Genomic DNA, 21,075 nt, shown 5'->3' on the forward strand with positions numbered 1-21,075 from the left:
GGCCACCCAGGACATCAGGAGGCCCGCCAGGCCACTTCGAGGGGCAGTCGCCATCGTTACTTGTCGCCGAACTGATTGGCCCGCGCCTGATCGAAGGGCACGCGGTGCTGCAGGTACACGGACTCGAAGCCGTGCGAGGCGATGGGGTTGAGGTGCGGATCGTTGAAGCGGTGCACCACGGCGCCCTTGCCGCCGTCGGTCAGGGGGTTCCACTTGGTGGGGCCCAGGCCGAAGGCGTCCGGCACCAGGTCGCTCTTGTTGACGTAGTGCACGTAGTTGGGGCCGTCCGGGTAGTGCGCGGCCGCGGCGCCGAACGTCTCCACGTTCAGCTTGCTCATCAGCTGCTGCGCATCGCCCTTGGACATCCCATCTTCCACGCGCAGCCGGTTGTAGAGGTGATCCAGCGCGCGGCTGGTGATCAGGCCGCCCTGGCTGTGCGCCATGACGTGCACCGAGTGGCCCGCCTTGAGCTCCTTGTAGAGCGTGTCGGCCATCGTATCCACGGCGGGGTTGGTGCCCTTGTCCAGCTTGTCCTTCACGCACTGGGCCAGGTCCGCGCCCATGCCCTCGGTGGCGTTGTGGATGCCCACCACCTTGGCGCCCGTGGTGTCCGCGATGGACTGCAGGCTGCTGGCCTGGCCGTCCTTCGTGGTGTTGATGCCGTTGACGTAGAGGATCGTCTCGGAGGGGTTCGGGTTGTTCTTCGGGGTGACGCCGGGGACATCCGCCAGCGAGGTGCCGGGGGGATACGTCTTGCCGCCCGCGCCCAGGAACTGCCCGTCGTACACCTTGTCCGGCTGGCTGCCGCCGCCGAAGAGGCCCTGCACCGCCTTGGCCCCGTTGACGGCCTTCGTCTCGAAGCCGTCCACCACGTTGTGGAGCTTCTGGCCCGTCTGGACCGCGACGTTCTCGGCCTTGTGGACGGTGTTCTCGACAGCGGTCTCCACCTTGTGGGCGGCGTTCTCAACACCGGTGCGAACCGTGTTCAGCGCATTCCGGGTGCGATCGATGAGGCTCATGGGGGACTCCGTGAATTCGTGAGGGAGTACTGCCTTTGGGATGAATTGTCGTACCTGGGACGGAAAAGTTGCGGCCCAGGAGTGGCGCGGTGCGTTGGGTGGCCTATCTCTTGAAGACGCGCGAGGCCACGCGATCCAGCACCTCGTCGCTCCACACCATGCTGGCCTTCATCAGCCGCTTCATGTCCTCGATGAAGGCGGACTGCGGAGGGGCCTGGGTATAGGTGCGGCTCAGGAAGAGGGACTTGTTCTCCGGCTCGTAGTCCACGGTGCCGCCGCCGGTGTCCGTGCCGGACTTCTCCTCCTGCTGGAAGCCCTCGACGATGCCGGGCTTGGGAGCGTCGTGGAACTTGTGGACCAGCGCGCTGCACTCCAGCGCCTGCTCCTTGTCGCGCCACTCGAAGTAGAGCTGCGCACCCTCGAGGGCGACGCCGCCAAAGCCCTGCGGGTTGAGGCCGGGGCTGTCGGGGTTGCCGGTGGCTGCCAGTAACGCTTGCGCCAGGCGCTGCGCTTCTTCTCGGATCATACGGGGCTGGATCTCCGGAGGGGGGAAAGCGAGGCCCGGCAGCCTAGCAGACCTGGGATCTGCCCCGGGCCTCCGGATCATTTTTGGATCATTCCGCGATCAGGATTCGCGGTTTTTCTGAACGGATGTTCTCTGTGTCCAAATGGACTCACTGTCTGAAGTCTGAAGGGTGGCACTGGCGTGGACGTTCCCGCCGATGAGGCAGGCCGCTGGGGCTGGCGAGGATTAAGGTCACCGCGCATGGTCACGAAAGGGCAGTTCCTCGAGCGGCCGACGCTCATTCCTGTCGGCCCTGAGGTGATGGAGGGCACGGCGCACCGGGGCGTGAAGAGGCCGCCGCTGCTCGTGCTCTCGCCTCGGCCCGAGGAGGGCGGAGGGATGGACCATGTCATCGCGGCCGAGTTGACGTGGGCCGCGGCCACCGCTGGCTTTCCCACGCTCCGGTTCAACTACCGGGGCGTCGGAGGGAGCCAGGGGGCTCGCGGGACAGGCGAGGAGCTCGTGGAAGACGCCGAGGCCGCCATGCGCGTGCTGATGGAGAACGCCCAGAGCGCCAGCCTCGCGGTGGCCTCGCTCCATGGCGGCGCCCAGGTGGCGCTGGCACTTCAGGCCCGGCATCCGGCGGTGGGCGGGCTGTGTCTGGTGGCGCCCGCCGACGTGATGCTGGCGGATCTGACGCGGCTGGATCGCTCCCTGCTCGTGGTGGTGGGCGAGGAGGACAAGCGCCTGTCCCGAGCGGCCCTGGCGGCGGCGGTGGGCGAGTCGGCGCGGGGCGAGCTGGAGGTGGTGGATGACGCAGGCCCGAATTTCCACAGGAATCTCCCGCAGGTCGGGCGGTTCGTGGCCGCGTGGCTGAAGCGGCTGTCGGGCGAGTGACCGATGCCCGTGCAACGGTTCAGACTTCTTAAGGTTTCTCAATACTCCGGCGCTTGCAGGCTGGCCGTCCGGTCGAACAGACTGCAAGACAGACCCAATCGTTTGGTGGTTCGTTCGTAAGGGTCTGTTGAAGGAGTGCCTCGTTTTCTGAGGAGTGCCCCGATGATGCGAAGGATCCTGGCGAACGCGGTGGTGGCCCTCGCGGTGGTTGCAACCGCGGCCTGCTCTTCCAAGAGCGAGCAGACGGCCCCGGAGGCCGCCCCGGAGGCGAGTGAATCCGCCCCGGCGTTGGATCTCTCCGAGGCGGAGGTGGTGCCCGGCACCATCGTGGTGGACTTCAAGGACGGCACCACCAAGGAGCAGTTCGACGCCTGGGAGAAAGAGTGGGGCGTGGACCTCGAGTTCAACTCGGTCGAGGGCCAGGATGATGGCCTCACCGTGGCGGTAGGGGTGGATGACGTGGAGAGCGCGCTGGAGCGCATCCGTCAGAACCCGGCCGTCGAGTCCGCCGAGCCCATGCTGGAGTTCCACGCCAGCTTCACGCCGAACGATCCGGACTACGGCAAGCAGTGGAACCTGCAGATGATTGACATGCCCAAGGCGTGGGACACCAGCCGGGGCAAGGGCGTGGTGGTGGCGGTGCTGGACACGGGCATTGCCTACGAGGACTACGACGACTTCAAGCAGGTGCCGGACCTGAAGGGCGTGAAGTTCGTCGAGGGCTACGACTTCGTGAACAAGGACAAGCACGCCAACGACGATCACGGGCACGGCACGCACGTGGCGGGCACCATCGCCCAGGCGACCAATAACGGCGAGGGCGTGGCGGGCGTGGCCTTCGAGGCGACGCTGATGCCGGTGAAGGTGCTCAACCACTTCGGCAGCGGCACCTCGGCGGACATCGTGGACGCCATCCGCTTCGCGGCGGACAAGGGCGCCAAGGTGATCAACATGTCGCTCGGCGGTGGCGGGTACTCGAAGGCCATGGCCGACGCGGTGGAGTACGCGCGCAAGAAGGGCGTGACCGTGGTGGCGGCGGCGGGCAATGCCGCTCGCGGCAAGGTGGAGTACCCCGCGGCGTATCCGGGCTCGGTGGCCGTGGCCGCCGTGGGGCCGGATGGGACTCGGGCTCCGTACTCGTCCTATGGCAAGGATCTGGACATCGCGGCGCCGGGCGGTGACAAGCGCAAGGGCGACCAGAACGGCATCATCCAGAACACGATCGATCCGAAGAACCCGGCGCGCTCCGTCTATGCCTCGTACCAGGGCACCAGCATGGCCACTCCGCACGTGGCGGCGGTGGCGGCGCTCCTGTACGCGGCGGGCGCCAGCGGTCCGGACGAGGTGGAGAAGGCGCTCTTCGAGGGCGCCAAGCGGGTCAACGGCCAGGCCTGGAGCGAGGAGTACGGCCACGGGCTGCTCAACGCCCAGGGCGCGCTGCAGGCGCTCAACGGCGGCGGCGTGGGTGGCCAGTGGCCCTCGCTCTGGTGGGCGCTGGCGCTGCTGGCGCTGGTGCTGCTGACGCTGGGCCGCCGCGCGCGGCCGGGCTACCTCAACCTCCTGTTCACCCCGCGCTTCATGGTGCCGCTGGTGCTCGCGACGGTGGGTGTGTTCTTCGCTCGCTCGATCTTCGGCGGCGCGTCCGGCACGGCCGGGGACGTGGTGAACGCGGTGTCGCTGCCCATCCCGGACTGGCAGCGCATCATCTTCGGCCGCGGCAAGCTGGCCAACCCGCTCTTCTACAGCGCGATCATCCCCGCGGTGCTGTCGTTCGCCGCCATCAAGTTCCGTGGGCTGCGGCCGGCCATCGGTGGCCTGGCGCTCGGCTTCGCGGGCTTTCTGAGCTACGCGGCCTGGTCCCGGGCTCCGGGGCTGGCGTACATGCCCTTTACCTTCCTGGCGATTCCGTGGCTCGTGGTGAACACGCTGGTCTGCGTTTTCATCGCTCGCGCGATGCTCAAGAAGGAGACGGCATGAAGCTGAGCGGGCGCATCGTCTTCCGTGACATCGAGACGGGCGTGTGGGTGCTGGAGGGGGATGACGGGACCACCTACCAGCTCGCTGGCGGCGATCGGAAGATCAAGAAGGACGGCCAGCGTGTCGAGGTCGAAGGCAAGGTGGACAAGGACACGATGACCCTTCAGATGGTGGGGCCCGTCTTCAACGTGGCCTCCTACCGCTTCCTGTAGCCCCGAGCGGGTCGTGCTCGGAATGAGCCCTCCTGGTGGAGTCCTCCACCGGAGGGCTCAGTGTTTTTCCGGAGCCTGCTCGGAAGAGGGCTCCTGGGCCTGACGGACGCGCTCCTCCTCATAGGCATCCACAGGGGCCTCTCCGCTACGGGCCTCCTGCCTCAGCTGAAGCAGGCGCTCGCGCTCCTTCTGGCGCGCCTCCGGCGCATCCTTGGGCAGCTTGGACAGATGGTGCCGGAGATCGATCCAGCTCAGCCGGATGCCTCGGGCATCCACGAGCACCAGGGCCCCCACGGAGAGCGTCGCTCCCAGCACCCACGGCGCCAGCAGCCGCACGAGGGAAGGGGCAGGCCGGCTGAGGGTGGGCGGCTCCTGCCTCGGCCCCCAGAGGGCCGGGAACATGCGCGCGAGCCCCAGCAAAATCCCCATGGCCACCATGCCCCCGAGCATCAGCAGGAGGACGATTTTCAGCGGGGGACTCTCATCAACGCTCTCGGGCCCCGTTTGCCGCGACAAGAGAAACAGGAGCGAGGACACCACGTTGTTGGCCGAGTGCGCGAGGATGCCCGGCCACAGCGAGCCCGTGTAGAGCCTGAGCACGCCGAACAGCACCCCCAGCTCCACCCGCGCCAGGAAGCCCACCGGATCCAGGTGGAACGCGCTGAACACCACGGCGGTGATCACCACGGCGGCCGGCTTCGAGAGCGAGGACGCCAGCAGGCTCTTCTGGAAGACGCCGCGGAAGAAGAACTCCTCACAGACGGGCGCGGCCACCGAGACACCGGCGAGCATGAGGGCCAGCTCCAGCGAGTTCTGGCCCTCGAAGATCTGGCTCCCGTCGAACATGTCCCGCAGCCACTGGGGCGCTGCCGACTGCGCGGCGTACTGGATGGGCACCACGAGCGCGAAGAAGTTGGCCACCCCCAGCCCGAAGCCGAGCCCCATGGGCGCCAGCCTCGGGAACTGCACGCCCGTGTATCCCAGGGGCTCGTAGTGGCCCGCGCGCAGCGCCACCCAGGGCACGGCGAGGAAGATGAAGATCTCCGTGAACCAGATGCCGAAGGCCGCGTTGAGGATCTGGGTGGCGAAGCCGAGCGTCAGGAAGAACCCCAGCCCGAGCACGCCGCAGATCGCCGCCAGGGCCATGGGGCGCATCGTCGGGGCAGGGGGCTCTGGCAGGGGACTGAGGGCGGAATCTTCCACCGGGTTCTCCTCACGCAACGAGTGCGCGAAAACTCTGAGTCATCCGAGGCGCTCTCCATATAATGCCGGCCCCGTGAGGGTCTTCCTGGATCGAGCGCAGCGAAGCATGAGGGGGGCCGCGCACGCCACCCGGGCCGCGAGCCTGGTGCTGGGGGTGCTGGCGGCGGGGTCAGCGTCGGCGTCGGCAGTCCAGATCGAAGCGCGCACGGAGGCCCAGGCCTACCAGATCCGCGCCTGGCGAGGCACCACGCCCGATGACGTGGTGCTGCTGCCTCGGCGGCGGATTGTCCAGTACCTGGGTCTCAATGCCTTCGAGCTGGTCACCGGGCAGGATCTCGGCTTCGAGTCCAGCCTGCGCCTCTTCGCGGACTTCGGGCTGCCGCACGGCGAGGCCTCGAAGGTGGACGGGCTGCGCTCCGAGGACGCGGACCTCATGTACGCGTACGCCCGCTACTCCACGGGCGGCTTCGAGGGCAAGCTGGGGCGGCAGCTCTACATCGACTCGATGGACATCATGGCCTTCGATGGCCTGCGGCTGCGGTACATGTCGCGGTTCGGCGTGGGCGCCGAGGCCTACGGCGGCCTCTGGGTGAAGGGCGCGGGCTTCCTGTCCTCCTCGGTGTATGGGCCGGATGGGACGCGCGACAGCGACTCACGGCGCCTGGATCAGGGCGTGGTGGGCGCCGACAGCAGCCTGGGCTCCCTGGAGCCCGTGTTCGGGGCCAAGCTGCTGATGGGGAACCTGAAGGGCTTCAGCGGCTCGCTCGGTGTTCGCAAGGCGGTCACCGACGGGAAGACAGACCTGGAGCGCGCCGGGCTCGAGTTCCGCTATGCGCGCGGGCTCGGGGTGAACGCGCTGGCGGGCGTGGACTTCGATCTGTTGCAGATGAAGCTGGCCCAGGCTCGCGCGCAGGTCCGCTGGGACCGCGAGGTCTACGCCCTGAGCGCGGAGGCGCTGCGCTTCAGCCCGGTCTTCTCCTCGGACTCCATCTGGTACTACTTCGCCTTTGCTCCCCGGGACGAGGCCCGCCTGCGCGCGGACTTCTACCCGGTGGGCCCGCTGCGCTACTACATCCAGGCGCTGGCCAGCCTGTACCACACCAACATCAACAGCACTCTCGGCATCGCCAGCCAGGTGAACGAGCCGGGCGCTCCGGGCTCCAAGAACGTGGGCGGGAGCGTGGGGGCCTCGCTGCGGCGGGGCGGACTGCGCTCGGCGCTGGACCTCACCTACCGGACCGGCTTTGGCGGCAGCCAGCTCTGGGTGGATCTCACCGGCGGCTACAGCTTCGACCAGGGCCTCCTCGATCTGGATGGGCGGCTCTCGGTGGCGCACGTGGATGATGAGTTCAATCCGCAGCTCCGCGGCAACTTCTTCGGGGTGCAGGCCTGGGCCAGCCGGGCTCTGAGCCGCACGACCCGCGCTTCCCTGGTGGTCGAGGAGAACGTCAACCCGTTCTCCAAACCGGACACCAAGGTCTTCCTCCTCATCGATCTCAAGGCGAACCTCTAAATGGACCGCCAGCTCCGAAACACCCTGGGCCTGATTGCCCTCTCCCTCGCGGCCGCGGGAGTGGCCTGGGCCGCCTCGGGCCACGAGCGCAGCCTGGCCATCTTCCCCGCGCAGAACATCCCCCTGCGCTTCGATCACGCGCTGCACTTGGATGCCGGCGCGGACTGCACCACCTGTCACGAGTCCGTGGCCAAGAGCGAGCGCGCGCAGGATCGCAACCTCCCGGGCCACGAGCAATGCGAGACGTGCCACGACATCGAGGCCGCCCAAAAGGGGCAGAAGACGGATCCGCCGGCCAGCTGCGGCACGTGCCACCCGGGCTTCGATCCCACCGTGCGCAAGGAGCCGGCGAAGCTGGACTTCCCCCAGGCCAACATGCGCTTCAACCACAAGGTGCACCTGGACCGGAAGGTGGACTGCGTCACCTGCCACGGGGACATGACGAAGGTGAACCTGGCCACCCGGCAGCAACTGCCCAAGATGGCCACCTGCCTCGAGTGCCATGACGGCAAGACGGCTCCCAACGAGTGCACGACGTGCCACCTCAAGGAGGCCTCGGGGCGGCTCCAGCTCGACTTCAGCTCCGGCATCCTCCGTCCCATGCAGGGCGATCCGCTCGGCATGGACCACGGGCCGCGCTTCGAGTTCAACCACGGCTCGCGCGCCGCGGTGTCCCGGCAGACGTGCTCGCAGTGCCACTCGGACTCGTTCTGCCAGAAGTGCCACGACTCGCTGCAGAAGCCGCTGTCGGTGCACCCGAACGACTACATCACGCTGCACCCGATCCAGGCGCGCACGGATGCGGCGCGCTGCGAGAGCTGCCACCGCCTCCAGTCCTTCTGCGCCGCCTGCCACGAGCGCAGCGGCGTGGGCATGGACGCGGACAAGTCCCTGCGCCCGCACAACACCAAGGTGCACCCGGACTACCAGACGTGGGTGGTGCAGCTCGGGCCCCAGCACCACGGGATCGCCGCCTCGCGAGACATCCGCAGCTGCACGGCCTGCCACCGCGAGGAGACCTGCATGAGCTGCCACTCGGAGCTGTCGCAGCGTCAGCAGGTCAACCCCCACCCGAGCGGCTTCTCGAGCAGCTGCAAGCGGCTGGCGGCGGCCAATGATCGGCCGTGCCTCAAGTGCCACTCGGAGAGCAGCCTCGTCCAGAAGGGGTGCCGGTGATGCGCCACCTGCTGACTGCCTGTGCGTTCCTGGGCCTCACCGGGTGCCTGGAGGTGGGCGATCCGCTCCTGGCTGTGCGTGACACCACGCCTCCCACGGTTCAGTCCACGGATCCGGGCGCCAATGCCACCATCGGCTCCGACGGCACGCTGAAGATCACTTTCTCGGAGCTCATGGACGTGCGCACCCTGCGCCCCGGGATCGCCGTGTTCTCCGGGCGCGACGAGGTCCCTCTGCGCATCACCGTGCCCAGCGACACGGGCATCGACGAGAACGTCGAGCGCGGGGACTTCTCGGAGACGGTGATGGTGAACGCGGAGTCGGACTCCGGCTCCTTCACCGCGAACTCCGCCTTCACCCTGGTGCTGCGCACGAGCCTCACCGACTACGAGGGCAACGCGCTCGTCGAAGAGGTGCGAGTCCCGTTCCGCACTGGCCCGTAGGGCAGGCCGGAGGCTCAGGCGCGCTGCAAGTAGAGGCGGATCTCGTTGGCGAGCTGCTCGCGAGCCGGGGGCTCCGCTGCGGCCGGGCCCAGCTTCAGCTTCTTGTCCTCCTCGACGAGGTACTTCTGGTCGAGCAGGTACGCCACGGCGTTCTCCAGCGTCGTCTTCGCCAGGGCCTCGGCGGCGCCGATGCGGCCCGCGTGGAACTCGGCGCGGCCAGTCTCCAGCGCGAGCTTGAGGAACGACTTGCGGTCCGTGGCCGCGCCCTCGGCCACGTCCTTGAGCGTCAGCGCGGCCAGCAGGTAGGCCTCGAGGTAGTCGCGCAGCAGATCCGCGAGGAACTCCGTGTAGGGCCGCGCGTGGGCCTCGGGCGCGAGCTGGAGGGTCTCCTCCGAGCGCAGCACCAGGCCCAGCCGCACCAGCGCCTCCACCGTCTCCGAGAAGATGGTGTCGAAGGTGGTGCCCACCCGGTAGATGAACTCCACCTTGAAGAGGCGCGAGAGGAACAGCGCGCGGGCCTTCACGCTCTCGTACGGCGCGGGGGCTCCCACCAGCAGCGCGTTGGCCACCAGGCTGCGCGGCGCCACCAGGTTCATCAACGTGTTCTTGTAGAAGGACAGCTCCGCGCGGCGCTCGTCCTCGGGCTGGTAGATGACCTCGCCGCGCGCCTGCTGGGTGCGGATCATCCCGTCCGCCCGGAACGTCTGGATGGCGTCCCGGATGGCGCCCATCGTCTCGGGATCGCTCGGGGCGTTCGCGAGCGTCTTGGACAGCGGCGTGCGCTCCTCGTCGGCGATGCGGCGCAGCAGGGTGATGCGATCGGTGAGCTCGCGCTGGGTGATGCCGCGCCGGCGGTGGGCCAGCAGCGAAGCGCTCACCAGGGCATGCGGCGTCACGGTGGACACCTTGCTGATGCCGTACATCACCCGGTTGCCCAGCGCGCGCACCAGGCCCTTCCTCTGGTCGTCGTTGACGGGCTCGCCGGGGGTGAGCCCACGGCTCTTCATGAGCTCCACCAGCGAGAGCGGCTCGTCGAAGGTGAGGTGGATGCGGCCGTAGCGCGCCGCGAGCACCTTGGGCGTGCTCAGCAGGGCCTTGAGATCCTCCGGCTTCTTCTCTCCGCCAGCCAGCTCCTTCGAGTAGCTGCTGGACTCCACCACCTTCTCGTAGTCGATCGAGACGGGGACGAAGATCAGGTCCCCGCGAGCGCCCTCCAGCACGGCCTCCACCTGCCAGGTGAACATACCCAGCTTGGGGGGCAGCAGCTTGCCGGTGCGCGAGCGACCGCCCTCGGGGAAGAACTCCTGGTGCACGCCGTCCTGGACGAGCTTGCGCACGTAGGCCTGGAAGGCCTCGGAGTAGATCGGATCGCCCTTGAAGGAGCGGCGCAGGAAGAACGCGCCACAGCGCCGCAGGAACGGCCCGAGCGGCCAGAACGACAGGTTGGCGCCAGCGGCCACCAGCGGCACCGCGTAGCCCCGGTTCCAGAGCACCCAACTCAGCACCAGGTAGTCCACGTGGCTCTTGTGCGAGGGGCACAGGACGATGGGCGCGGTGCCGGCGGCCTTGAGCGAGCGGTGGAGCCCCGTCTCATCCACCTCGATGCCGTCGTAGATGCGCTGGAAGACCCAGTCCAGCACCGGCGAGGCGAAGGCGAGCGCCGTCGGGGTCGGCCGCGCGGCGATGGCCTGCAGGTTGCGCCGGGCCTCGCGGTAGACGCTCTCGGGGCGGCGGCCCACGGAGGCGGCGTGCGCGTCCAGGGCCTTGCGCAGCTGCCTATCCCGCATCGTCTCGTCAATGAGGCGCTCGGTGGGCTTGAGGGGCGGGCCGAAGACGGCGCGTGTCTCCCGGGCCAGGTGGTGGTGCAGGGCGCTGCGCACCTTGCGAGCGATCACCTCGTCCGAGTCCTGCGGGTTCTCCGCGATGAAGCGCTGCAGATCGATGGGCTCGCCCACGCGGAACTGGGCGCGGCGGTAGTTGCGGAAGAAGGCCAGCATCGAGTGCAGGAAGCCGGGGGCCTCGGGGCTGCCGAACACCCGATCCATGAGGCCGGGTTTGATCCGCGCGGTGCGCTTCTCCCAGACGAACAGCTCCGGCACCAGGAAGACGTTGCGATCCCCCTTGCGCGCCATGGCCACCAGGGCGGGGAAGGGGTTCTCCTCGATGTCCTTGCCCGAGGCGCTCATCAGCGCCGTCTTCTTCAGGAAGATGAGGCCGCTGCCGGCATTGCGCCGGGCGTAGGTGAAGCGCACGTCAAAGTCGCCGCGCTGGGCCGTGTTGCGGAAGGGGCGGGTGAACCAGGGCCGCAGGTTCACCACCGCGCGGATGGGAGGCAGGGCGCGGCGCACCATGGCCCAGGCCAGGTACAGGAAGTTGATCCACGCCGTGGAGCGCATGACGTGGACCACGAAGCCCTTGGCGTGGAGCTCGCGCAGCTCGACCTCGGACTCGGGCGGGAAGTGCACGCCGTCGAAGTAGCGAGCCCCCAGCCACCGGGAGATCGGTCCAAACTCTTCCTTCAGCACGGCCATTTCCTGGTTCGCAGTCCGAGCCACCGCAGTCTCCACGTTGGCTTCCTCCGGTGGAAGTGCTTCCGAGCCGGGGCGGATACTAGCGAAGGAAGGCGGCTTTCCAGCCTCTTTCGTACCTGCGGACGGGCCCGCCGCTCAGGGCACGCCCGGGCCGCGGCGGCTGGGGCGGACCACCGACGCCACGGTGTCCAGGAGCCGGGGGAGCTGGAGGGGCTTCTCGAAGAAGCCGTCGATCCGATCCATCCCCTGGCCCGAGGTGAGCGAGGCCACCTCGCTGGCGCCGGAGATGATGTAGACGACCACGTCCGAGAGCGACTCGGTGGAGCGGATGAAGTGCAGCACCGAGCGCCCATCCTCCTGGCTCAGCCGCAGATCCAGCAGCACCATGGCCGGGCGGATGTGCGAGAGCACGGAGCGGGCCTCGGCCGCGCCCGAGGTGGACATGACGCGGTAGCCCTCCTGCTCCAACACCTGCTGGAGGACCTCGCGGCAGTCCACATCGTCCTCGACCAGGAGGATGCCACCGGCGCGCGGCGCGGCCTGGGGCATGTCGGGCGTGCTCACCGCCCCGGCGAACATGGGGAGCACCATCTGGAAGGTGGAGCCCTCGCCCAGCGTGCTGGTGCCGTCCACCCGGCCGCCGTGCAGCGAGAGGATCTTCGCCACCAGCGGCAGCCCCAGCCGACCGCCGAGCGGGCGCGGACCGCCGGTGCGAGCGCGGTAGAACGGATCGAAGATGTTCTCCAGATCCTCCTGGGACAGGCCCGGGCCGCTGTCCTTCACGGACAGGGCGGCCAGCCCCTCCTCGGCGGTGACGCGCACCTCCACGGTGCCGCCCTCCTCGCTCTGGTGGATGCCATTCTCCACGAGGTTGTGGATGGCCTCGGCGATGCGCTCGCGGTCTCCGCGGATGAAGACCTCGGGGCACGGGGGGACGTGGAGGCGCACCTTGCTGTGCTCGGAGAGGGCCGCCAGCCCGCGCAGCACCTCCTCGGCCACGGCCTTGAGCCCGAAGGGGCGCTGGTTGAGCTGCATCTTCCCGGACTGGAGCCGGGACATGAGCAGCAGATCATTCACCATGCGCAGCATGCGATCCGAGTTCCGATCGCACGTCTGCAGCGCGCGCCGCTGGGCATCCGTGAGGGGCCCGAGCTTCTCGCGGCCCACCATGGCCAGGTAGGCCTTGATGGTGGTGAGCGGGTTCTTCAGGTCATGCGAGACGTTGCCGAGCAGCTCCTCGCGGTGCTGCTCCAGGCTCTTGAGGCCGGCGATGGCCGTCTGGAGATCCTTGTTGCGCCGCGCCGAGTCATCGCGCAGGCGAGCCACCTCGTAGGCGGCGGAGAGCTGGCCGGCCAGCGTGCGCAGCAGCGTGTCCGAGGCGTCGCGGCGCGGCCCGATGATGGCCAGGCACCCGCTGACGCCCTGGGGGCTCTCGAGCGGGACGACGACGGTCTCCTCCTCGCGCAGCACGGCGTTCTGCGTGAAGGCCTGGCCCACCACGCCCTCGTCCGGCACGGCGGCGGTGACGCGATCGTCGTAGCGGCCGCGCACATGCTCGACGTGGAGCTGCTTGCGCTCGGGGAAGTAGCGCACCACGTAGCAGACCTTGGGCTTGAGCAGGTTGAAGAGGGTCTGCAGGTAGACGCGGAGCACCTCGGTGGTGCCGGCGCTGGTGGTGAGGTGGCGCGCCATCTCCAGCAGCGCGCTCTCGGCGGCCTCGGGCTCGACGGGAGGCACAGGCCGCACCACCCGCTTGGGCGCCTTCTTCAGCTGGGGGCGGAGCGCCACGACCTCGGCGAGGCGGGGGCCTTTCTTCTTGGACGAGGGCACGGGAGTCTCGGAGCTTCGGAGAGGGAGCTGTGGGCGTCCCCATGGGGAACGTCCGGACGGGTCATCCTCCACCATGCCTCCACCGGGGGGAATGACCCGTGCGGGCAGGCATGCCCGAAAGGACAGGGGCGGTGTCGGCTGGCCGACACCCCAGCCATTTCGTTCGTCTCACGCTTGACGCTTGACGACGACGCCCGACTTGTCGAGCAGATAGGGCTCCACGAGCAGGGGCTCCAGCTTCTCCCGGAAGCCCTGGACGTTGAAGCCGCTCTCCTGGAGCGCGGCCAGCGCGGCCGTCTGCACGCGGCGAGCGGTCTCCTCGGAGGTGAGGAGCTTGAGGATGGGCTCGCGGGCGGCCTCGTACTTGAGCGGCCCGAGCACCTTGAGCGCCGCGATCTTCACGTCGTCCGACATGTCCTCGAGGAAGGGGAGGACGGCGGTAGGGATGCGGGGATCCTCCTTGCCCATGACGTGGTGCAGGAGGACGACCTTCTTCTCCGGATCGCGCGTGTAGTGGCTGCTCAGGTGGGTGAGCGTGTCCACGCAGATCCCGATGACCGCGGGCTCCGGCAGCAGGTCGCCCAGCAGCCGCAGCGCCCAGGAGGTGGCATGATCGCTCTTGCGGAGGAACTCCTGGATGGGGGCGATGGCGTCCTGATCGAAGCCCTTGATCAGCTCGAAGACGTGCTCCTTCTCATCCGCGTCCGTGGTGAGCGGCTCGACGGTGAGGGTGAAGCGCGACAGCAGCACGCTGACGGCCTCGGGGTACTTCATCTCCCCGAGCTGCTGGATGGCCTTCTGGCGTGTGGAGGGATCCCCATACTTCTGGGTCACCTTGGGTTTGAGCTTGAGGGCTTTCTCGGGGCCGGAGCCGCCGAAGAAGTCGAAGAGGCCCATATGCGAGTGCTCCGAAAAGGTCAGATGTGGAGGCGCCGTGTAGGACGAGGCGCCCGTCAAGGCAATAGGCAAGACGCCCAAGCCATTCCCACCGTTCGCTGGGAGCCTAGAGCTTCAGCTCCCGGCGAACGTCTCCAGGATAGGCACGGGCGAGCGTCTCCGCCGCCGCTTTTACCTCGGGAGCGGCGAGCTCGGGCACCTTCACCTGGAGCACCAGGTACATGTCCCCCGGGGTGCCGCCCTTGAGCGAGGGCGCGCCGCGGCCCTTGAGGCGCATCTTGCGGCCGGACTGGGAGCCCGGAGGCACCCGGACGGTCACCTCGCCCTGGAAGGTCGGCACCTTCACCTCCGCGCCGAGGATGGCCTCGGGGATCGTCACCGGCAGATCCATGTAGAGATCATCCCCCTCCCGGCGCACCAGCGGGTGCTCGGCCACCTCGGTCTCGATGTAGAGATCGCCTGGAGGGCCGCCGTGGGCCCCCGCCGCGCCCTGGCCGGCCAGCCGGACCTTGGAGCCCGTCTGGACGCCGGGCGGGATCTTCACCGTCAGCCGAGTCGTCTCCTCGACCACACCTGTGCCCTCGCACTGGGGGCAGGGCTCCGCGGCGCGGCCCGTGCCGTTGCAGGTGGGGCAGGCGCCCCCGAAGGGCGTCCCCGCGCTGCGGCGGACACGGCCGGTGCCCTTGCAGGTGGGGCAGGGGCCCGCGGCTCCGGCCTCGCCTCGGCCATTGCAGCGCTGGCAGCGCCCCGGGCGCCGGATGGAGAGGGCCCGCTCGGTGCCGGTGATGGCCTCGCCCAGCGAGAGCGTCACCTGGGCGGTGAGATCCTCCCCGCGCTCGGGACCCCGGGAGGCAGCCCCCCGCCGCCCGAGGATCTCGCCAATATCGAAGCCGCCGCCGCCCCCGCCACCCCCCGCCCGGCCGAAGATGTCTCCGAAGATGTCGCCCAGATCGAAGTCCACGCCGCCGCCGCCGAAGGGATTGCCGCCGGGGCCTGCTCGGCCGCCGCTGGCCTGCGCCGCGCGATAGGCCCGGTACGCCTCGGCCTTCTTCTCGTCGAAGCCCATCTTCGCGGCGTCCTCGCCGAACTCGTCGTAGAGCTTGCGCTTCTTGGGGTCCGACAGCACCTCGAAGGCGGCGTTGAGCTGCTTGAACCGCTCCTCTGCCGCCTTGTTGCCCGGGTTGACGTCGGGGTGATGCTTGCGGGCCAGCTTCCGGAAGGCTTTCTTGATGTCCTCCGCGGACGCTGTCCGAGGGACCTCGAGAATCTGGTAGTAGTCGTCAGCCATTGCCGATCTGTCCTGAAAAATTCCGTTTGCAAGAACGTAACCAGCCTGACGGGCAGCGCCAGCGCGCTGCGTGCGGATGGGCGCGATGTATAAAGTGGCCGGTGATGAAGGTGGCCATGGCATCGCCGCGCCCTCGTCGAGCGGTCATCCTCTGGTGGGCGAGCTGGCTCATGGCCGTGCCTGCCGCCGCGAGGGCCCAGGCTCCAGGCACCGGTGTGCCCGCCGCCGCCGCCGAGGCGCCCGAGGGGCGCATCATCGACCAGGTGGTGGCGGTCATCGAGGGCCAGGTCCTCACCCGGAGCGAGCTGGAGTTCGAGACGCGCGTGCTGTTCGTCCAGCGAGGGGGCGTGCAGGCGGCCTTCGAGCCGCTCGATGAGGAGGCGCTCAAGGTGGGGCTCGAGCTGGCCATCAACCTGCGGCTGCAGGTGCTGAGCGCTGATCGGCTGGACGCGTTCCCCACGGAGCAGGCCGACGTGGAGGCCCAGCTGGCGAAGTTCCGCCGGCTCTTCGAGAGCGAGGAGGCCTTCCAGTCCTTCTTGACGCGCTCGGGGGCGGACCTGAAGCTGCTCACGGAGGTGCTGGGCCGGCGCGTGCGGGCCGAGCGCATCCTGGACAGCCGCATCTTCCCGCGAGTCCAGGTCAGCGAGGCGGAGACGAAGCTCTACTACCAGCAGCACGCCAGCGAGTACCCGGAGGGCTACCCCGCGGTGAAGGCCCAGCTCCAGAACAAGCTGAAGAGGGAGCGCTACGATCAGCTCGCCGCGGAGGATCTGGCCCACCTTCGAGCCGCCGCGCAGGTGAGGCGGGTGGCGCCGTTCGCCAGGGAGGCGCGGCCATGAGGCAGATGCGCGAGGAAGCTCCGCGAGGGGGCAAGCACCCATTCCAGATCCGGCAGATGACCCACGAGGACATGCCGGCGGTGATCGCGCTGGAGAAGGCGGCCTTCCGCAACCCCTGGTCGCCCGAGCTGCTGCGGCGCGAGCTGGATCACGACTGGTCCACCATCCTGCTGGTCGAGGAGCCCCATCCGGGCGGGGGCCGCGAGCTGCTGGGCCTGGCCATCTTCTGGATCGTCCAGGACGAGGTCCACGTGCTCAACGTGGCGGTGGCGCCCGAGCACCGCCGCCGCGGGGTAGGGCGGGTGCTGATGGACGAGGTGCTTGCCCGGGGCCGGCACCGCAACTGCGCCCTGGCCACGCTGGAGGTCCGCCGCAGCAACGAGGCGGCCATCGGCCTCTACAAGTCCCTGGGCTTCCGCTCGGTGGGCGTGCGGCCGAACTACTACGTGGACGAGAAGGAAGACGCGATCGTCATGGTGCTCGACTTCTAGTCGCACGAGGGGTAGAGGAGCGCCCAAACCGCGCGTTTCAGGAATGGATCCCCTCCCGCCCGTGGGTTTCTACCCACCGAGGGTCAAGCGGTGCTTGACACGGGAAGGCTCCTTCCTATACTCGCGGCCCTTTTTCTAGCGTAGTTGTAGGTCTATATGTGCCGCCACGTGTCCAGCGCTGGCGGCCATGAGAGAAGGAAGCGTCAGTGCCGACGATTAGCCAGCTGGTCCGCAAGGGCCGCGAGAAGATGGTTTTCAAGGGGAAGAGCCCCGCTCTGAAGGAGAGCCCTCAGAAGCGTGGCGTCTGCACCCGCGTGTACACCACCACGCCGAAGAAGCCGAACTCGGCCCTTCGCAAGGTGGCGCGCGTGCGCCTCACCAACGGGATTGAAGTCACCTCGTACATCCCGGGCGTGGGTCACAACCTCCAGGAGCACTCCGTGGTGATGATCCGCGGAGGCCGCGTGAAGGATCTCCCGGGCGTCCGCTACCACATCATCCGTGGCACGCTGGACTCCGTGGGCGTGGCGGGCCGCAAGCAGAGCCGCTCCAAGTACGGCGCCAAGCGCCCGAGCTGAAGCGGTTCGATCACCTCCAGAAGCAGGATCAGGACGCTCGCCCCACACCCTGGGGAGCGCGCCTTGTCTCGTTGTTCCGTGCAGTTCATGAAGCCCCTCTGGCTCCCGCGTAGCGGGGGTGGGGCGTAAGGGAAGAAGAGATGCCTCGTCGTCGCGTAGTCGCCAAGCGGAAGATCCTGCCTGATCCGAAGTACCAGGATCGGCTCGTCACCAAGTTCGTCAATGACCTGATGCGCAAGGGCAAGAAGTCCATCGCCGAGGGCGTGTGCTACGGCGCCTTTGCCCTCATCGAGGAGCGGGCCAAGGAAGAGCCCCTCAAGACGTTCAAGAAGGCCCTGGACAACGTCAAGCCCGTCCTCGAGGTGAAGAGCCGCCGCGTCGGTGGCGCCACCTACCAGGTCCCCGTCGAGGTCCGCCAGGACCGCCGCGTGGCGCTCGGCATGCGCTGGATCATCTCCTACGCCAAGGCGCGCGGTGAGAAGACCATGCAGGAGAAGCTCGCCGGCGAGATCATGGATGCCGCCAACAACCGCGGCAACGCCGTGAAGAAGCGCGAGGACACGCACAAGATGGCGGAGGCGAACAAGGCCTTCGCGCACTACCGCTGGTAGGCCCTCGGGCCTCGCGGTCTGACACCCGGATGCGCCTGGCGTATCCGGGTGTTGCAGTTCTCTGACAATCCGTTAGCTGGTCGTGAAGTAGGAGGAGGGGGCTGGGGTCCCCTGGCTCCCGATTCGAAGAAGGGTATTGGGCCATGCCTCGCGAGTATCCGCTCGAGCGCTATCGCAACATCGGCATCATGGCGCACATCGATGCCGGCAAGACCACGACCACCGAGCGGATCCTGTTCTACACAGGCGCCATCCACAAGATGGGTGACGTGGATGACGGCAACACCACCACGGACTGGATGGTGCAGGAGCGCGAGCGCGGCATCACCATCACCTCCGCCGCCATCACCGCGTTCTGGACCCGGAGGGATCAGAAGTACCGCGTCAACATCATCGACACGCCGGGCCACGTGGACTTCACCATCGAGGTGGAGCGCAGCTTGCGCGTGCTGGATGGCGCCATCGCCGTGTTCGACGCGGTGAACGGCGTGGAGCCCCAGTCCGAGACGGTCTGGCGCCAGGCGGACCGTTACAAAGTCCCTCGCATCTGCTTCATCAACAAGATGGACCGGGTGGGCGCGGACTTCGAGATGTCCGTGGGCACCATCCGCGAGAAGCTGGGGGCCCGGCCGGTGCGGATGCAGCTGCCGCTGGGCGCCGAGGATGCCCACCGCGGCGTGATCGATCTGGTGCGGATGAAGGCGCTGGTGTTCCACGACTCGGAGATGGGCAGCAAGTACGATCTCGTGGACATCCCCGAGGAGTTTCAGGCCCAGGCCGAGGACGCCCGCTCGCAGCTCATCGAGGCCGCCGCCGAGCAGGACGACGCCCTCACCGAGAAGTTCCTCGAGGGCAAGGAGCTCACCGAGGACGAGATCCGGGGAGCCATCCGCAAGGGCTGTGTCGGCCTGAGGATCTTCCCGGTGTTCTGTGGCTCGGCCTTCAAGCACAAGGGCGTGCAGCCGCTGCTGGACGCGGTGATTGACTACCTGCCCAGCCCGCTCGACATCCCCCCGGTGCACGGCAAGAGCCCCAAGGGAGAGGACGAGGCGCGCCCCACGGACGACAAGGCGCCGTTCAGCGCCCTGGCGTTCAAGATCATGAACGATCCCACCTTCAGCGCCCAGACGCTCACGTTCCTGCGCGTCTACTCGGGGCGGCTGGAGGCGGGCACGGCGGTGTGGAACGCGGTGAAGGGCAAGCGCGAGCGCGTCAGCCGCCTGGTGCAGATGCGCGCGGACAAGAAGGACGAGCTCACCGAGTGCTTCGCCGGAGACATCTGCGCCGTGGTGGGCCTGAAGCTGGCCACCACCGGTGACACGCTCTGCGACGACAAGCACCCGATCATCCTCGAGCGGATGGAGTTCCCCGAGCCGGTGATCGACATCGCCATCGAGCCGAAGTCCACGGCGGACCAGGACAAGATCATCCAGGCGCTGCAGCGGCTGGCGGCGGAGGATCCCTCGTTCCGGGTGAAGACGAACGAGGAGACGGGGCAGACGATCATCGCCGGCATGGGCGAGCTGCACCTGGAGATCATCGTCGACCGGCTGCTGCGCGAGTTCAAAGTCGACGCCAACGTGGGCAAGCCCCAGGTGGCCTACCGGGAGACCATCACCATCCCCGCGGAGGCCGAGGGCAAGTACATCCGGCAGTCGGGCGGCAAGGGCCAGTACGGCCACATCTGGCTGCGGGTGATGCCCAACGAGCAGGGCAAGGGCTTCGCCTTCGAGAGCAAGATCACCGGCGGCGTGGTGCCCAAGGAGTTCGTCCAGGCGGTGAAAGAGGGCGTCTCCGAGTCCATGCAGAACGGCCCGGTGGCGGGCTACCCCATGGTGGACGTGAAGGTGGAGGCCTTCGACGGCTCCACGCACGATGTGGACTCGAGCGAGATCGCCTTCAAGATCGCCGGCTCCATGGCCTTCCGCGAGGCGGTGAACAAGGCCCAGGCGGTGCTGCTCGAGCCCATCATGAACTGCGAGATCGTCACCCCCGAGGAGTTCATGGGGGACGTCATCGGTGACCTGAACGGCCGCAAGGGGAAGATCCAGGGGATGACGCCCCGGCCTGGCGGAGTGCAGGCCATCCATGCGCAGGTACCGCTCGCCTCCATGTTCGGGTACTCGACGGACCTGCGCAGCAAGAGCCAGGGAAGAGCCACCTACACCATGCAGTTCAGCCACTACGCGCCCGCTCAGAAGGGGGCCCTGAATCGGTGATGGCTGCCGCAGGGTGCCCACCCTGCCGATTTCTGTTGATCTTTCAGTCACATTGGAGCAGGACGCAGCACCTTCGTTTTTGCCGAAAAATGCCGGCCACCGGGCTGGCCCCCACCAGGAGAAGTCATGGCCAAGGAGAAGTTCGACAGAAGCAAACCCCACGTGAACATCGGCACGATTGGCCACGTGGACCACGGGAAGACGTCGCTGACGGCCGCCATCACCAAGGTGCTGGCCAAGACGGGCGGCGCCACGTACCTGGCCTATGACCAGATCGACAAGGCCCCCGAGGAGCGCGAGCGCGGCATCACCATCTCCACCGCGCACGTGGAGTACCAGACCAAGAACCGTCACTACGCCCACGTGGACTGCCCGGGCCACGCCGACTACGTGAAGAACATGATCACCGGCGCGGCGCAGATGGACGGCGCCATCCTGGTGGTCTCTGCCGCCGACGGCCCGATGCCCCAGACGCGCGAGCACATCCTGCTCGCCCGCCAGGTGGGCGTGCCCTACATCGTCGTCTTCCTGAACAAGGTGGACATGCTGGACGATCCGGAGCTGCGCGAGCTGGTGGAGATGGAAGTTCGCGATCTACTCAAGAAGTACGAGTTCCCGGGCGACAAGATCCCCATCATCCCCGGCAGCGCGCTCAAGGCGCTGGAGGGTGACACCAGCGACATCGGCGAGGGGGCCATCCTGAAGCTGATGGAGGCGGTGGACAGCTACATCCCCACCCCTGCGCGCGCCACGGACAAGCCCTTCCTGATGCCGGTGGAGGACGTGTTCTCCATCGCCGGCCGCGGTACGGTGGCCACCGGCCGCGTCGAGCGCGGCATCATCAAG

Annotated in this window: 19 protein-coding genes; 12 read left to right on the plus strand and 7 right to left on the minus strand. The window is 68.1% G+C overall.

Annotated features, from left to right (window positions below):
* Positions 1–56: 56 nt before the first annotated feature.
* Both ACJ8AT_RS34280 and ACJ8AT_RS34285 read right to left on the minus strand, forming a co-directional pair.
* Positions 57–1,019 carry a hypothetical protein gene (locus ACJ8AT_RS34280; protein WP_407742167.1) on the minus strand — a complete coding sequence of 321 codons (963 nt, stop codon included), beginning with the start codon at positions 1,017–1,019 and terminating at the stop codon, positions 57–59.
* A 103-nt stretch (positions 1,020–1,122) separates the two neighbouring features.
* Positions 1,123–1,545: a hypothetical protein gene (locus ACJ8AT_RS34285; RefSeq protein WP_407742168.1), complete on the minus strand. Its 423-nt coding sequence runs from the start codon at positions 1,543–1,545 to the stop codon at positions 1,123–1,125.
* A gap of 240 nt (positions 1,546–1,785) precedes the next feature.
* Between ACJ8AT_RS34285 and ACJ8AT_RS34290 the strand changes: the two genes are divergently transcribed.
* The 3 genes from ACJ8AT_RS34290 to ACJ8AT_RS34300 all read left to right on the plus strand — a co-directional run bounded on the left by ACJ8AT_RS34290 (position 1,786) and on the right by ACJ8AT_RS34300 (position 4,610).
* Complete coding sequence (locus tag ACJ8AT_RS34290) at positions 1,786–2,421, plus strand: alpha/beta hydrolase (RefSeq protein ID WP_407742169.1); 636 nt, start codon at positions 1,786–1,788, stop codon at positions 2,419–2,421.
* 162 nt (positions 2,422–2,583) lie between these two features.
* Positions 2,584–4,398 carry a S8 family peptidase gene (locus ACJ8AT_RS34295; RefSeq protein ID WP_407742170.1) on the plus strand — a complete coding sequence of 605 codons (1,815 nt, stop codon included), beginning with the start codon at positions 2,584–2,586 and terminating at the stop codon, positions 4,396–4,398.
* Positions 4,395–4,610: a DUF5818 domain-containing protein gene (locus ACJ8AT_RS34300; protein WP_407742171.1), complete on the plus strand. Its 216-nt coding sequence runs from the start codon at positions 4,395–4,397 to the stop codon at positions 4,608–4,610. Before ACJ8AT_RS34295 ends, ACJ8AT_RS34300 begins: the two co-directional genes overlap by 4 nt.
* Before the next feature lie 57 nt (positions 4,611–4,667).
* On the opposite strand, the gene ACJ8AT_RS34305 is transcribed toward ACJ8AT_RS34300, so the two are convergent.
* The gene (locus ACJ8AT_RS34305) at positions 4,668–5,813 is read right to left on the minus strand and encodes a type II CAAX prenyl endopeptidase Rce1 family protein (protein WP_407742172.1); all 1,146 of its coding nucleotides are present in this window, start codon (positions 5,811–5,813) and stop codon (positions 4,668–4,670) included.
* A gap of 73 nt (positions 5,814–5,886) precedes the next feature.
* Between ACJ8AT_RS34305 and ACJ8AT_RS34310 the strand changes: the two genes are divergently transcribed.
* The 3 genes from ACJ8AT_RS34310 to ACJ8AT_RS34320 are packed head-to-tail and all read left to right on the plus strand — an operon-like array spanning position 5,887 to position 8,945.
* Positions 5,887–7,326, plus strand: a complete 1,440-nt coding sequence (locus ACJ8AT_RS34310) for a hypothetical protein (protein ID WP_407742173.1) — start codon at positions 5,887–5,889, stop codon at positions 7,324–7,326.
* Positions 7,327–8,502 carry a cytochrome c3 family protein gene (locus ACJ8AT_RS34315; RefSeq protein ID WP_407742174.1) on the plus strand — a complete coding sequence of 392 codons (1,176 nt, stop codon included), beginning with the start codon at positions 7,327–7,329 and terminating at the stop codon, positions 8,500–8,502.
* Positions 8,502–8,945, plus strand: a complete 444-nt coding sequence (locus ACJ8AT_RS34320) for an Ig-like domain-containing protein (RefSeq protein WP_407742175.1) — start codon at positions 8,502–8,504, stop codon at positions 8,943–8,945. Before ACJ8AT_RS34315 ends, ACJ8AT_RS34320 begins: the two co-directional genes overlap by 1 nt.
* A gap of 14 nt (positions 8,946–8,959) precedes the next feature.
* Here the strand turns inward: ACJ8AT_RS34320 and ACJ8AT_RS34325 are convergent, their stop codons facing one another.
* From ACJ8AT_RS34325 to ACJ8AT_RS34340, 4 genes are all read right to left on the minus strand, one after another.
* Complete coding sequence (locus ACJ8AT_RS34325) at positions 8,960–11,476, minus strand: 1-acyl-sn-glycerol-3-phosphate acyltransferase (protein WP_407742185.1); 2,517 nt, start codon at positions 11,474–11,476, stop codon at positions 8,960–8,962.
* A 135-nt stretch (positions 11,477–11,611) separates the two neighbouring features.
* Positions 11,612–13,168: an ATP-binding protein gene (locus tag ACJ8AT_RS34330; protein ID WP_407742186.1), complete on the minus strand. Its 1,557-nt coding sequence runs from the start codon at positions 13,166–13,168 to the stop codon at positions 11,612–11,614.
* 306 nt (positions 13,169–13,474) lie between these two features.
* A complete protein-coding gene (locus ACJ8AT_RS34335; protein ID WP_407742176.1) occupies positions 13,475–14,203 on the minus strand; it encodes a HEAT repeat domain-containing protein in 729 nt (242 codons plus the stop codon).
* Positions 14,204–14,309: 106 nt separating this feature from the next.
* Complete coding sequence (locus ACJ8AT_RS34340; protein WP_407742177.1) at positions 14,310–15,491, minus strand: DnaJ C-terminal domain-containing protein; 1,182 nt, start codon at positions 15,489–15,491, stop codon at positions 14,310–14,312.
* Between the two features lie 116 nt (positions 15,492–15,607).
* Between ACJ8AT_RS34340 and ACJ8AT_RS34345 the strand changes: the two genes are divergently transcribed.
* The 6 genes from ACJ8AT_RS34345 to ACJ8AT_RS34370 form a co-directional block, all read left to right on the plus strand.
* Positions 15,608–16,330: a hypothetical protein gene (locus ACJ8AT_RS34345; protein WP_407742178.1), complete on the plus strand. Its 723-nt coding sequence runs from the start codon at positions 15,608–15,610 to the stop codon at positions 16,328–16,330.
* Positions 16,327–16,821, plus strand: a complete 495-nt coding sequence (gene rimI / locus ACJ8AT_RS34350; RefSeq protein WP_407742179.1) for a ribosomal protein S18-alanine N-acetyltransferase — start codon at positions 16,327–16,329, stop codon at positions 16,819–16,821. Before ACJ8AT_RS34345 ends, rimI begins: the two co-directional genes overlap by 4 nt.
* 206 nt (positions 16,822–17,027) lie before the next feature.
* Positions 17,028–17,399: a 30S ribosomal protein S12 gene (gene rpsL / locus ACJ8AT_RS34355; RefSeq protein ID WP_407742180.1), complete on the plus strand. Its 372-nt coding sequence runs from the start codon at positions 17,028–17,030 to the stop codon at positions 17,397–17,399.
* Positions 17,400–17,539: 140 nt separating this feature from the next.
* The gene (gene rpsG, locus ACJ8AT_RS34360; protein ID WP_407742181.1) at positions 17,540–18,010 is read left to right on the plus strand and encodes a 30S ribosomal protein S7; all 471 of its coding nucleotides are present in this window, start codon (positions 17,540–17,542) and stop codon (positions 18,008–18,010) included.
* 143 nt (positions 18,011–18,153) lie between these two features.
* A complete protein-coding gene (gene fusA / locus ACJ8AT_RS34365) occupies positions 18,154–20,229 on the plus strand; it encodes an elongation factor G (RefSeq protein ID WP_407742182.1) in 2,076 nt (691 codons plus the stop codon).
* A gap of 126 nt (positions 20,230–20,355) precedes the next feature.
* Positions 20,356–21,075: elongation factor Tu (locus tag ACJ8AT_RS34370; protein WP_407742183.1), on the plus strand; the 720-nt coding region annotated here is incomplete at its 3' end.

The sequence above is a fragment of the Hyalangium sp. genome (assembly GCF_045802625.1).
Classification (GTDB): domain Bacteria; phylum Myxococcota; class Myxococcia; order Myxococcales; family Myxococcaceae; genus Hyalangium.